Here is a 13523-nt window from a genome sequence, read left to right as displayed (position 1 = left end):
CCTACGGGTAGGTAATTGGCTCTGCATGACAGGGCAACAACCTTTCGATGAATGGCAATTGACAAGTGTTGAATTGTGCGGCGGGGTGCTCTGATGAGCATTTTTGCGGTGGGTGATTCGTGTGCGCGTTCGGGGGTGAGGAGCGGCCGGGGGGACGTCGCGGAGGTGGGTGCGGGTGGGGTGCACGGGTTCGCATGGCGGGGTGGTGCGGGTTGGTGCGGTGCTGGTGGTCATCAGATCGAAACCTGGGTGGGGTGTTGCGGGGGGTGGTGGCCGGGTCAGAATCTACGCGCGTTGTTCGTCTGGACGAGGAGTCAAGGATGCCGTTGAACCGTAGGACGTTTCTGGGCCGTTCGGCTGTGGCCGGTGCGGGTGTGGCGCTGGCCGGTGGGGCTGTGGCGGGGCCGGCGGCCGCCTCGGAGCCGCAGGGGCAGGGGCGTCCGGTGAAGCGGTACTCGTTCACCGTGATGGGGACGACGGACCTGCACGGCAATGTCTTCAACTGGGACTACTTCACGGACAAGGAATTCGACGACAAGGCGCACAACGATGTGGGTCTGGCGAAGATCTCCACGCTGGTGGAGCAGATCCGTGACGACCGGGGTCGCCGGAACACCCTGTTGATCGATGCGGGTGACACGATCCAGGGGACGCAGCTGTCGTACTACTACGCGAAGGTCGATCCGATCACGGCGCGGCGTGGTCCGGTGCATCCGATGGCTCAGGCGATGAACACGATCGGCTATGACGCGGCTGCGCTCGGGAATCATGAGTTCAATTACGGGATTCCGGTGCTGCGGAAGTTCGAGGAGCAGTGTGATTTCCCGTTGCTCGGTGCGAACGCGCTGGATGCGAAGACGTTGCGGCCGGCGTTCGCGCCGTATGTGATCAAGCGGCTGCGAACGCCGTACGGGCGTGATGTGCGGGTGGCGGTGCTGGGGTTGACGAATCCTGGTGTGGCGATCTGGGACAAGGCGAATGTGGGCGGGAAGATGGTGTTCCCGGGTCTTGAGGAGCAGGCGGCGAAGTGGGTGCCGAAGCTTCGGTCGATGGGTGCTGATGTGGTGGTCGTGTCGGCGCATTCGGGTTCGTCGGGTACGTCGTCGTACGGGGATCAGTTGCCGTATGTGGAGAATGCGGCGGGTCTGGTGGCGGAGCGGGTGCCGGGGATCGACGCGATTCTGGTGGGTCACGCGCATGCGGAGATTCCCGAGTACGTGGTGACGAACGAGGCGACGGGGAAGGGGGTCGTCCTGTCGGAGCCGTTGAAGTGGGGGCAGCGGCTGACGTTGTTCGACTTCGACGTGGTGTGGGAGAAGGGCCGTTGGGTGGTCGAGAGGGTCGGCGCGGAGGTGCTGAACTCGAACACGGTGGCGGAGGATCCGCGGATCACGTCGTTGCTCGGGGATGAGCACGCGAAGGTGGTGGCGTATGTGAATCAGGTGATCGGTACGTCGGTGGCGGCGATGTCGACGGCGGATGCGCCGTGGAAGGACGAGCCGGTCATCGATCTGATCAACCTGGTGCAGGCGGAGACGGTGCGGGCGGCGTTGGCGGGCGGGGAGTACGCGGCGCTGCCGGTGCTGTCGCAGGCGGCGTGTTTCTCGCGTACGGCGGGGATTCCCGCGGGTGAGGTGACGATCAAGGATGCTGCGGGTCTGTATCCGTTCGAGAACACGTTGGAGGCGCGGTTGCTGACGGGTGCGCAGTTGAAGGACTATCTGGAGTACTCGGCGAGGTACTACGTGCGGACGGCTGCGGGGGCGCCGGTGGACACGTCGGCGTTGACGAATGCGGAGAACATTCCGGATTACAACTACGACGTGGTGTCGGGGGTGACGTACAACATCGATATCGCGCAGCCTGTGGGTTCGCGGATCGTGGGTCTGTCGTTCGAGGGGAAGCCGGTTGATCCGGCGGCGCGGTTCGTGTTCGCGGTGAACAATTATCGGGCGAGTGGTGGGGGTAATTTCCCGCATGTGCCGGGTGCGAAGCAGGTGTGGGCGAATTCGGATGAGATCCGGAACACGATCATTGCGTGGGTGAAGGCGAAGGGTTCGGTGGATCCGGCGGAGTTCGCTTCGGTGGACTGGCGGCTGACGCGTGAGGGTGTGCCGGTGTTCTGAACGGCCGTCCCGCAATGCACGGCGGGCGCGCGGCGTCAGCGACGGCACCTCGCCGGGTTGTCGGGACGTCCTCATACGTCCAGTTTGCGGATGTCCCTCCGCCGTGCGATGCATCGGATCTGACGCCGCGTGCTGATCCACCGGGAGGTGTGGGACAACCTCTGCCGTTTCCGGTGCTTGTGTGTGCGTGAGGTTGTGGTGATGGCCCGTCGGTTGTTCCGGCGGGCCGTTGCGTTGGTGTGGGCCGTATGTCGGGGGTATGTCCGGGGGTGTGGCTCTCTCGTCGGGTGGCCGAGGTTCACCTCGGTGCGTGACCGCTGCGGCGTGGTTCGGGTGGTCGAGCCGTCCGGTGGGCCGGGAGCCCCGCTGTTCTGTGGTTTCTCGTGCGGGCGCCCGGGGGTTCCGGGGCGCCCGCGTGGTCACTTGCCCTGGGTCGGGTTGGTTTCGGAGGGCCGGCAGCGGTTGGTGGGCCGGGTGTCCTCCAGCCGGTTGTTCATCCAGGTGATGAGGTCGTGCTGGCCTGCGGTGGCTACGCCCAGGTGATCGACGCCGGGGTAGCTTTTCCAGTCGACGCTGTCCTTCTTGGCGCAGAGTTCGGTGATGAGTTGCGTGGTGCTCTCCGGGAGGACGACTTTGTCGTCCTCGCCCTGCAGCACCAGGATGGGTCCGGAGGATCTGCGCTGTGCCGGGTTCATGGAGTCGAGGAGCTTTTTGAGAGCGGGGTTCTTCGTTTCCCAGTTGGGGTTGAGTGTGCTGGTTTTCTTCTCCGGTGCGAAGAGCGTGAGGTACTCGTCGATCTCGTCCAGGCAGAGATTGTGGACTGCTGGTTCGGCAATTTCTTTGGCGAATCCGGGGGACAGCATGTCGTCGTACGGGAATTTCTTCGGGTTGTAGACGTGTGCGCTGACGGCGGTGTAGGCGAGGAGTCCGCGGAATCCTTCGAGGGAGAGACCGCGGTTCTGTTTGTCGACTGCGTTTCTCAGCGAGGCGGTCTGGTGAGCGGCGGGGGCGAATGCCGCGGTGCCGAGGAAGTGCATGTCCTCGGCCTCGGCGGCTTGTTCGCCGGCGCCCAGGGCGGCGTGGCCGCCTTGGGAGAGGCCTACGGCGAACCATTTCCTGCTCACCGCTCCCCTGTTGGCGTTGCGTGCCGCCAGTGCGGCGTGGGCGACGGAGTGGCCCTCTGCGCGCAGGTTGACGAAGGCGTGGAGCTTGCCGTTGGGGCCGAGGCCGGGATAGTCGGCGGCGACGACGGCGAAGCCCTGCCGTAGCCAGCTCGCCATCAGGGGGGTCATACCGCCGAGGTTGGTGGTCCGTGAGGGTGCGCACTGGGGTCCTACTCCGGTGGCGCCGTGTGCCCATGAGATGAGGGGCCAGCCGTCGGGGTCCTTGGGTGGGGTCTTGGGCAGGAGGAGGAATCCTGTTGCCGCGACGGGGTTGTCGTGCTCGTCCGCGGTGCGGTACATGATGCGTTGTGCCTGGGAGACGTCGGATGTCAGCAGGGATGTCGGCGGGGTGGGTATTTTCTGCGACTTCAGGATCTCGCCGGGCGCTGCCCGGTCGATGCGTGCCTGGTCGGGGTAGTCGTAGAAGGTGTCCTCCGAGTGGTCGGGCTGGGGGGCTGCCTGGGGTTTCGGCTGGGTCCGGGGGGTGGGTGGGGTGTGGGTGCTGAGGCCGCAGCCGACGGGGGCGGTGGCGAGGGCCAGCAGGCTGAGTACGGCTGTCGCTTTCCTGCGCATCGGGGGGGGCCTGTTCTCTCTCGGTGGTGTTCGCACCTGTGACAGTGGGAGGGGTCGGGTCGGCGCAGGTGCGAGAGGGGGTGCCGGGTCGGAATGTACGTAATTTCGTGGCAGGCACCCGGCTCGCCGGGGCGCTCATGCGGGTGACCCAGTGTGGGTCTGCCTGTTGGGCCGGGGGCTCGCCGGTTCAACTGGGGTACTGGTCAGGCTGGTTGGGCTTGCGGGGCCAGGAAGCGGGCTGCGGGTGTCGACGCCCGTCACCAGCTGGTGTTCGTCGACCGGCTGGTGACCACGCTGACCCAGCTGCGTCATGATCTGCCGCACTCGGTCCTGGGCCTGTTGTTCGGCGTCGACCGCTCCACCGTCATCCGCGCGATCGGGGAGATGCGTCACCTCCTGGCCGAGCGGGGGTGCGCGGTCCCCCGACCGCCCCGGCCTTCGTCCTCGGGCGCTGACGGACGTGTTCGCCTGTGCCCGGGCCGAAGGCATCGAGTTGAGGCTGGACGCCACTGACATCCAGGTCCGTAGACCGCCGGCCAACCGCGGCGGTGGCCCGCCAGGGCGTCGTTCGGGTGGTCGGCTGTCCGGTGGCCTGGGCGGGCCGGGGACTGGTGCGGGTCACCCGCGGGGGCCTCGGCGGCGTGTCAGGGCCATGATGGTGGCACCCAGGGCGAGGCTGGCGATGCTGAGGGCGGTGGTCCAGCGCAGGGCTGGGGACGTGCCGGTGGCGGCCAGCGCCCGCGCCGCGGTGGTGTGCCGTGGTGGGCAGGTGTCGGGTGCCTGTCGTCGGGCGAGCCGGTCGCTCATCCAGCGTGCGATGTCGGGGAATGCCCGGATCGGCAGGGTGTCGTGGTCCGCGCCCGGGAAGAGGCGGTACTGCACTGGGTCGCCGAGTTCGCACAGTTCGTAGTCGAGCCGGTTGGTCGCGGCCGGGGTCACGGAGAGGTCTTTCGTCCCCTGGAGGAGCAGGATCGGTCCTGATGAGCGCCGTTGCGCGGGCTCGCCGTCGGCATAGAAGCGTTGCAGCGCGTGATTGCGGCTCCAGTCCGGATTGACGAGGGCGCGGATGTCGGTGGTCCTGGCGAGGCGGGTGCTCAGTTGGTCCAGGCACATTCGTTCGGCTTCGGGGAGGTGGCGGGCGAGTTGGGGCGAGAGCAGGTCCGTGGGGCTGATGTGCTGGGGATCGAGTCGGCTGGCGCTCACCGCCTGGTAGAGCAGGTAGGCGGCGGCGTCGGACCAGCCGGGGAACGGTACGCGGAACTGCGGGAGGCTGAGGATGTCGGCGCCCTCGGCGGCGTGGCTTGCGGGTGCGAGGGCGATGGTGCCGAGGTAGTTCAGTGCGGGCTGCCGGTCGGTGGCTGCTTCGCCGGCGCCGAGGGCTGCCTGTCCGCCCTGGGAGTGGCCCATGGCGAACCATTGCCGTCCGAGTTCGGGGGCGCTGTGGCGTGCGGCTGTCACGCTGTCGATGACGGCATGGCGTTCGGGGTCGATCTGGAGGTAGCTGTGCAGTTGTCCGGGGATGCCCAGTCCGGGGTAGTCGGTGCCGACGACGGCGTAGCCGTCGTGCAGGAGACGTGCGATGAGGTCCTCGTACACCTGGTAGTCGGAGGGGTAGAGGTTGGGGTGGCGGGACGGGGCGCAGTCGGGTCCCACCCCTGCTGTGCCGTGTGCCCATGCGACGACCGGCCAGCCTGTGCGGGGGGCGGTGCCGCGTGGGGTGAGCAGGAAGCCTGTGACGGCGACCGGCTGGTCGTGCGGTCCTTGTGAGCCGTACATGATGCGCAGTCGGCGGGTGGACGCGTCGCGCAGTGTCCGGGTGGTGTCGAGTGGCTCGCTCGCCAGGAGTTCGCCGGGGCGGACGGTGGTGAGTCGTTCGGCGCTCGGGTAGGCGAAGGAGGTGTCCCCGCCTGGTGCCTGGGCGGGTGCGGCGGCTGCTGGGGAGGTGGTGAGTAATGCGAGGAGGGCCAGCGTGACGCTGGTCAGCGTGTGGCGTGTCCGGTGCGGCCGGGGGGTGGTGCCGGTGGGTGCTTCGGTGGTCGTGCCGTGGTCCGGTGCCGGCGTGCTGGTGCTGTGGTGTGTGCGCATGCGGTCTCCCTGTGGTCGGCGCCCGGGTTGTCCGGGCGCCGAAAGCGTCACTTGCCCTGTGTCGGGGAGGATCCGGCCGGTCGGCAGCGGTCGTTGGGCTGGGTGCCCCTGAGTCGGTCGTTCATCCATGTGCCGAGGTCGTCCAGGCCGGCGATCGCCACGTCTGCGTGGCCGACGCCTGGGTACGTCTTCCAGTCGACGCTGTCGTCCTTGGCGCAGAGTTCGGTGATCAGCTGTCGGGTGCCGGCCGGGGAGACCACGGGGTCGGCGTCACCTTGCAGTACGAGGACGGGGCCGGCCGAGGTCTTCTGTGCCGGGTTCACTGAGTTCAGGAACGTGCTGATCGCCGGGTTCCTGGTTTCCCAGTCCGGGTTGAGTGTGCCGTGCGTCTTCTTCTCCGGTGCGAAGATCTGCAGGTAGCCGTCGAGTTCGTCCAGGCAGAGGTCACGGACGGCGGGCTGGGCGATCTGTTCGGCGAGTTCGGGCGTCAGCAGGTCCTCGTAGGCGAACTTCTTCGGGTCGTAGACGTGGGCGCCGACGGCGATGTAGGAGAACAGATTGCGGTATCCCTCGAGGGATGCGCCGCTGGATTGCTTGGCCACCGCGCTTCTCAGCGCTGCGGCGTGGTGGGCGGCGGGGGCGAGGGCTGCCGTGCCGAGGAAGCGCATCCCCTTCGCCTGTGCGGCCTCTTCGCCGGCGCCCAGGGCGGCTTGGCCGCCTTGGGAGATGCCTACGGCGAACCACTTCTTGCTGACGGTGTTCCGGTAGGCGTTGTGCGCCGCCAGCGCGGCGTGGGCGACGGACCGGCCCTCGGCGCGCAGGTGGAGGTATCCGTGGACTTTGCCGTTGGGGCCGAGGCCGGGGTAGTCGGCGGCGGCGATGGCGTATCCCTCTCGGAGCCACTTCACGAGGAGGGGGACCGTTCCGCCGAGGTGTGTGGACCGGGAGGGTGCGCATTCGGGGCCTACTCCGGTGGTGCCGTGTGCCCAGGAGATGATCGGCCAGCCGTCGGCTTCCTTGGGTGCGGCCTTGGGGAGCAGGAGGACTCCTGTGGCGGCGACGGGCCTGCCGCGCTCGTCGGCGGTGCGGTACATGATGCGTTCTGCCCGGGAGACGGCGGATCCCAGCAGGGACGATGCGGGTGCCGGGAGTGGTTGTGACCTGAGGATCCCGCCCGGCGAGGTCCGGTCGATGAGGGCCTGGTCGGGGTAGTCGTAGAAGGTGGTGTCCCCTGTGTGATCGGGCTGCGGGGCCGCCTGCGGTCTCGGTTGCGTCTGCTGGGGGGCCGGGGTGGGGGTGGTGAGACCGCAGCCGGCGGCGCCTGCCGCCAGAGCCAGGATCCCGAGGGTGGCTATCGCATTCCTGAGCATCGGTGGGTACCTGCTCTCCGTCGTGTTCCGGCCTGCCGGGCGGGGGTGGTCCGGCCGGCTGCAGGCGCGAGGAAGTGTGCCGGGGTCGGAATGAACGTAAGCCAGCGGTAGGCGGCCTGCTCTTCAGGGCGCTCATGCGGGTGACCGGTGCGATGGGGTGCGGCGTGCGGGGGTGGTCGGGCGGTTCAACTGGTGGGCTGTCCGGGCTTGTCGGGTGGGTGGGTGGCGGGCCGGGGGTCTGCTTCTCGTGTCGGCTGTGCGCCGGATTTCGCGGTCGAGGCGGGTTGGCTGCCGTGGGGAGCCAGTGGGTGCGTGCGTGAGCAGGGGCCGGGGGTGCGGTGCCCGGCTGGGTGGGTCGGAGGTGGCGGCTGTTCTCCGGTGGGGGGGGTGGCCGCCGTTGTGTGTTCAGTGGCTGAGGGAGTGGGGGCCGGTGTTCTGGTCGGGGATGTGCGGTTGGTGGTGGGGGGTGAGGCCGAAGGTGGTGAAGGCGGTGCGGGGTGGGAGGGGGTAGGGATTGGTGCCGGTGAGGTCGTTGAGGATGGTGGCGCTGCGCCAGGCGGCGAGGCCGAGGTCGGGTGCGCCGACGCCGTGGGTGTGGCGTTCGGCGTTCTGTACGTAGATGTGGCCGGTGATGGCGGGGTCGAGGTCGAGGCGGTAGGTCTCGTCGATGCGGGGGCGTGCGGCGGCGTCGCGGCGGATGTGGGGGGTGAGGGGGGTGAGGAGGGTGTCGAGGGGGCGTTCGCGGTAGCCGGTGGCGAGGACGACGGCGTCGGTGGTGAGGCGGGTGCGGGTGCCTTGTTGGGTGTGTTCGAGGTGGAGTTCGATGCGTGTGCCGGAGATTCTGCCGGCGGTGCGGACGTGGACGCCGGGGGTGAGGGTGGCGTCGGGCCATCCTCCGTGGAGGGTGCGGCGGTAGAGCTCGTCGTGGATGGCGGTGATGGTGTCGGTGTCGATGCCTTTGTGGAGTTGCCATTGGCTGGGGACGAGGGTGTCGCGTACGGCTTCGGGGAGTGCGTGGAAGTAGCGGGTGTAGTCGGGGGTGAAGTGTTCGAGGCCGAGTTTTGAGTACTCCATGGGTGCGAAGGCGGGGGTGCGGGCGAGCCAGTGGATGCGTTCGGCCCCCAGGGGGCGGGCGCGGAGGAGGTCGAGGAAGATCTCGGCGCCGGACTGGCCGGATCCGATGACGGTGATGTGGTCGGCGTGGAGGAGGTTGTCGCGGTGGTGGAGGTAGTCGGCGGAGTGGATGACGGGGGTGGTGGGTGCGGTGGCGAGGGGGCGTAGGGGTTCGGGGATGAAGGGTTCGGTGCCGATGCCGAGGGCGATGTGGCGGGTGTGGGCGCGGCCGAGTGCTTCGGCTTCTCCGTGGGTGTCGAGTTGGGTGTAGTCGACTTCGAAGTGGGAGCGGTCGGGGTTCCAGCGGATGGTGTCGACCTGGTGGCTGAAGTGGACGGTGGGGAGTTGGTGGCTGACCCAGCGGCAGTAGGCGTCGTATTCGGTGCGGTGGGTGTGGAAGCGCTCGGCGAAGTAGAAGGGGTAGAGGCGTTGTCGGGTGCGTAGGTAGTTGAGGAAGGTCCAGGGGCTGGTGGGGTCGGCGAGGGTGACGAGGTCGGCGAGGAAGGGGACTTGGAGGGTGGCGCCGTCGATGAGGAGGCCGGGGTGCCAGTGGAAGGCGGGGTTCTGTTCGTAGAAGGCGGTGGTGAGGGGGTGGGGGGTGGTGTGGGCGAGGGCGGCGAGGGAGAGGTTGAAGGGTCCGATGCCGATGCCGATGAGGTCGTGCGGCCGGTCGGGGCGGGGGGTGGGCCGGTCGGTCATCGGGGGGTGCTTCCTTCGGTGAGGGTGGCGGCGGTGTGGGTGACGAGGGTGGTGAGGCGGTGGAGGTCCTGGGGGGTGGTGTGGGGGTTGAGGAGGGTCGCTTTGAGCCAGAGCCGGCCGTGGGCGTGGGCGCGGCCGAGTACGGCGTGGCCTTGGGTGAGGAGGGTGCGGCGGATGGTGGCGACGGTGGTGTCGTCGGCGTCGGTGGGGCGGAAGAGGACGGTGCTGATGGTGGGGTGGGCGTAGAGCTGGAGGGTGGGGGTTTCGGTGATGATGCGGGCGAGGTGGTGGGCGGCGGTGAGGGTGCGGTCGATGAGGTCGGCGAGTCCGTCGCGGCCGAGTGCTTTGAGGGTGACGGCGATTTTGAGGGCGTCGGGGCGTCGGGTGGTGCGGAGGGAGCGGCCGAGGAGGTCGGGGAGGCCTGCGTCGGTGTCGTCGTCGGCGTTGAGGTAGTGGGCGTGGTGGTGGAGTGCGTCGAGGTCGTGGTGGTGGGGGACGGCGAGGATGCCGGCTGATGCGGGTTGCCAGCCGAGTTTGTGCAGGTCGAGGGTGACGCTGTGGGCGCGGTGGAGGCCGGCGAGTTTGGTGCGGTGGGTGGGGCTGAAGAGGAGGGGGCCGCCGTAGGCGGCGTCGATGTGGAGGTCGGCGCCGTGGGTGGTGGTGAGGTCGGCGATGTGGGTGAGGGGGTCGATGTCTCCGGTGTCGGTGGTGCCTGCGGTGGCGGTGACGAGGAGGGGGCCGTCGAGGCGGGTGAGGGCGTCGTGGAGGGCGGTGGGGTCCATGACGCCGGTGGGGGCGGGGAGGACGACGGGTCGGGGGAGGCCGAGGAGCCAGGCGGCGCGGGTGATGCTGTGGTGGGCGTTGGCGGCGCAGATGGTCTGTACGGGGCCGTGGCGTTCGCGGGCGAGGAGGAGGGCGAGTTGGTTGGCTTCGGTTCCTCCGGTGGTGATGAGGGCGTCGGGTCGGGGGGCGTGGGGGTAGATCTCGGTGGCGAGTGCGGTGGTGAGGGTGGTTTCGAGGGCGGAGGCGGCGGGGGCCTGGTCCCAGGAGTCCATGGAGGGGTTGAGGGCTGAGGCGGCGAGGTCGGCTGCTGCGGCGAGGGCGAGGGGAGGGGTGTGGAGGTGGGCGGCGCAGTGGGGGTGTGCGGGGTCGGCGGCGCCTTCGGCGAGTGCGGTGACGAGGGTGCGCAGGGCGTGGTGGGCGCCGGTGCCGTGGTCGGGGATGAGGGGGTGGGTGGCGTCGTGCAGGTGCTGGGTGACGGTGGTGGGGCCGCCTGCGGGGAGGGGGCCGTTGCGGCGGGTGGCTCCGTGGTGGAGGGCGGTGAGGACGGTGTCGAGGAGGGGGCGCAGGTGGGTGGGGCCTGCGGTTCCTCCGGCGAGGGGCGGGGTGGGCATGGTGGTGTGGTCCTTCGGGTGCGCGGGGTGGTGGTGTCAGCCTGTCCGGTGTGCGGGGGGTTCGGCCGAAGAGCCCAACGATTGGGACCCGAAAGGGGTACTGCTGTGCGGTGTGGGTGGGGTGGGGGGCGGGGGGCTGGTATGGGCGTGCGGGGTTCGTACGGCTGTGCCCGGCCCTCGGGGTGTCGGGGGGCCGGGCACGGGTGCGGGTGCGGTAGGGGTGGCGCGCGGGTGGGTCAGTGGGCGTTGCGTACGGCGAGGGCGCGGCGGAGGTCGTCGAGTTGGTCGGTGAGTCCGCGGCGGAGGGCGGGGGTGAGGGTGGGGTCGTGGAGGGTGTCGGTGCCGAGTTGGAGGGTGTGGGGGTCGACGGCGTGGGTGGGGAAGGCGTGGCGTCCGGCGGCTTCGGCGATGGCGGGGCCGCGGCGTGCGGCGAGTGCGGTGGCGTCGGGGTAGTAACGGGCGATGTAGTCGTGGGTGAGTTCGCTCTGTTCGGGTTGCCAGAAGCCTTGGGCGGTGGCGGTGAAGAGGTAGGTGGAGAGTGTGTCGTCGGTGAACATGGCCTGCCAGGCGGCTTCTTTGGCCTGAGGGGTGGGGAGGGCGGCGCGGCAGCGGGCGGCGCCTTCCTGTCCGGTGGCGCTGGGGTCGTCGTGGAGTGCGCGGGTGATGGTGGTGTCGTCGGTGGCGCCGAGGACGGCGAGGCGGGTGAGGATGCGCCAGCGGAGTTCGGGATCGAGTTCGGGTCCGCCGGGGACGGTGCCCTGGTCGAGCCAGTCCTGGATGGTGTCGGGCTGGGTGGCGGCGTCGATGAAGTGGCGTACGGCGGTGAGGCGGAGGCCGGGGGCGGGGTTGGTGGGGTGGGTGGGGTCGGGGGTGTGTTCCCAGTCCTTGGCGGTGAGGCCTTCGGTGCGGCGTAGGAGGTCGCGGCAGAGGCTGGTGAGGGTCGCGAGGGCTGCCGGGCGGTCGTGGGGGGTGAGGTAGCGGTCGGTGATGTGGGTGGCGGCGAAGCCGAGGACGCCGTGGAGGAGGGCGAGGTCGGTTTCGTGGGGGAGGTGGGTGCGGGCGGCGGTGAGGTAGGCGGTGGGGTGGAGTTGGCCGTCGCGGACCATGTCGCGGGCGGTGTTCCAGAGGAGGGCCCGGGTGAGGGGGTCGGGGATGTGGGAGAGGCCGGTGAGGACGGTGTCCCATGAGGTGGGGTCGAGGCGGATCTTGGCGTAGGTGAGGTCGTTGTCGTTGAGGACGACGAGGGCGGGGCGGAGGCCGGGCCGGGTGGTGGGGGTGCCGGTGCCGGTCGGGGGGACGTCGAGTTCGAAGCGGTCGCGCAGGACGAGTTGGCCGGCGCCGGACTGGGTGTCGAGGCTGTGGTCGTAGGTGCCGACGGCGATGCGGTGGGGGCGGGTGCCGTGGTGGTCGACGGTGAGCGTCCAGGTGCGGGGGGTTGCTTCGACGTGGGCGGTGAGGGTGTCGATGCCGGTGGTGCGGAGCCAGGTGGCGGCCCAGGTGTGGACGTCGCGGTCGGTGGCGGAGGCGAGGTTGTCGATGAAGTCGGCGAGGGTGGCGTTGGCGAACTTGTGGCGGGCGAAGTGGGTGTTGATGCCGGTGAGGAAGTCTTCTTCGCCGAGCCAGGTGACGAGTTGGCGTAGGGCGGAGGCGCCCTTGGCGTAGGAGATGCCGTCGAAGTTGAGGAGCGCGGAGGCGGTGTCGGGGACGGCGTCGGGGTCGGGGGCGACGGGGTGGGTGGAGGGGCGTTGGTCGGCGTCGTAGCCCCAGCCCTTGCGGACGACGCCGAAGTCGACCCAGGTGTCGGTGAAGCGGGTGGCTTCGGTGAGGGTCTGGTAGCCCATGTATTCGGCGAAGGACTCGTTGAGCCAGATGTCGTCCCACCAGGTGAGGGTGACGAGGTCGCCGAACCACATGTGGGCCATTTCGTGGGCGATGACCATGGCGCGGGTCTGGCGTTCGGTGTCGGTGACGGCGGAGCGGTAGATGAATTCGTCGCGGAAGGTGACGAGTCCGGGGTTTTCCATGGCGCCGGCGTTGAATTCGGGGACGAAGGCCTGGTCGTAGGAGTCGAAGGGGTAGGGCTCGTCGAATTTCTGGTGGTAGCGGTCGTAGCAGGCGCGGGTGATGGTGAGGATCTCGTCGGCGTCGGTGTCGAGGTGGGGGGCGAGTGAGCGGCGGCAGTGGATGCCGAAGGGGAGGCCGGCGTGGTGGGTGGTCACGGAGTGCCAGGGGCCTGCGGCGACGGCGACGAGGTAGGTGGAGATCGGTGGGGTGGGGGCGATGGTCCAGTGGCCGTCGGGAGCGCGGGTGGCGGTGCCGTTGCCGAGGACGGTCCACTCTTCGGGTGCGGTGACCGTGAGGTCGAAGACCGCTTTGAGGTCGGGCTGGTCGAAGGCGGCGAAGACGCGTTGGACGTCGTCCATGAAGAGTTGGGTGTAGACGTAGGTGTGCCCGTCGGCGGGGTCGGTGAAGCGGTGCATGCCTTCGCCGGTGCGGGAGTAGCGCATGGTGGTGTCGACGCGCAGCTCGTGGGGGCCGGGGGTCAGTGCGGTGAGCGGGTAGCGGTTGCCGGCGAGGGCGGTGGGGTCGAGGGGCTGTCCGTCGAGGCTGAGCGAGCGCAGGGTCTCCGGCTTGAGCTCGACGAAGGTGTCTCCGGTGTGGTGCGCGGTGAACCGGATGACGGTGCGGGAGTCGAAGGTGTCCTCTCCCGTGGTCAGATCGAGGTCGATCGTGTACCGGTGTACGTCGAGGAGTTGGGCGCGGGTCTGCGCTTCGTTGCGCGTCAGTACGGACATGGCGCCCATGCTGCCGTACGGGTGGGGCGCTGTGCAGGGGGGTTCTCGTAGGCGGGGCAGGTCCTGCCGCGGCGTGCCCGTCGGGTGTGGTCGGTGCGGTGCGCCGGCCCGGGGCGGGGCACCTGTGGGCCGGGCGGGGGCCATGGCCGGGCGGACCGGCCCTGGGGGCGTGACCGGTGGACCGGCCCGGAAGCATGGCCGGGCG

7 protein-coding genes and 1 pseudogene are annotated in these 13523 nt (G+C 69.4%); 2 read left to right on the top strand and 6 right to left on the bottom strand.

Translation table 11 applies throughout. The features are described 5' to 3' along the window. Positions 1–320: 320 nt before the first annotated feature. Entirely contained in the window at positions 321–2126 is a 1806-nt protein-coding gene (locus tag ACH4VO_RS20170; protein ID WP_360996189.1) for a 5'-nucleotidase C-terminal domain-containing protein, read from the top strand. Between the two features lie 419 nt (positions 2127–2545). Here ACH4VO_RS20170 and ACH4VO_RS20165 read toward each other — a convergent pair whose 3' ends face one another. Beyond that, complete coding sequence (locus ACH4VO_RS20165) at positions 2546–3862, bottom strand: lipase family protein (protein ID WP_360996186.1); 1317 nt, start codon at positions 3860–3862, stop codon at positions 2546–2548. Between the two features lie 222 nt (positions 3863–4084). On the opposite strand from ACH4VO_RS20165, the pseudogene ACH4VO_RS20160 reads away from it, so the two are divergent. Next, positions 4085–4412 (top strand): annotated as a pseudogene (locus ACH4VO_RS20160) (transposase family protein); the annotation flags it as partial. A gap of 68 nt (positions 4413–4480) precedes the next feature. Here the strand turns inward: ACH4VO_RS20160 and ACH4VO_RS20155 are convergent. From ACH4VO_RS20155 to pepN, 5 genes are all read right to left on the bottom strand, one after another. Next, a complete protein-coding gene (locus ACH4VO_RS20155; RefSeq protein ID WP_360996183.1) occupies positions 4481–5947 on the bottom strand; it encodes a serine aminopeptidase domain-containing protein in 1467 nt (488 codons plus the stop codon). 47 nt (positions 5948–5994) lie between these two features. Beyond that, the gene (locus tag ACH4VO_RS20150) at positions 5995–7317 is read right to left on the bottom strand and encodes a prolyl oligopeptidase family serine peptidase (RefSeq protein ID WP_360996180.1); all 1323 of its coding nucleotides are present in this window, start codon (positions 7315–7317) and stop codon (positions 5995–5997) included. 405 nt (positions 7318–7722) lie between these two features. Continuing rightward, positions 7723–9129: a SidA/IucD/PvdA family monooxygenase gene (locus tag ACH4VO_RS20145; protein ID WP_360996177.1), complete on the bottom strand. Its 1407-nt coding sequence runs from the start codon at positions 9127–9129 to the stop codon at positions 7723–7725. Then, positions 9126–10523, bottom strand: coding sequence for a pyridoxal-dependent decarboxylase (locus ACH4VO_RS20140; protein ID WP_360996174.1), 1398 nt, complete (start codon positions 10521–10523; stop codon positions 9126–9128). Before ACH4VO_RS20140 ends, ACH4VO_RS20145 begins: the two co-directional genes overlap by 4 nt. A gap of 236 nt (positions 10524–10759) precedes the next feature. Further along, the gene (gene pepN / locus ACH4VO_RS20135) at positions 10760–13318 is read right to left on the bottom strand and encodes an aminopeptidase N (RefSeq protein WP_360996172.1); all 2559 of its coding nucleotides are present in this window, start codon (positions 13316–13318) and stop codon (positions 10760–10762) included. Between the last annotated feature and the right edge of the window lie 205 nt (positions 13319–13523).

Origin of the sequence: Streptomyces sp. NPDC020780 (assembly GCF_044334475.1) — a bacterium.
In the GTDB taxonomy this organism is placed as follows: domain Bacteria; phylum Actinomycetota; class Actinomycetes; order Streptomycetales; family Streptomycetaceae; genus Streptomyces.
Note: the sequence above shows the minus strand (reverse complement) of the source record. Positions and strands in the feature narration are given on the sequence as shown.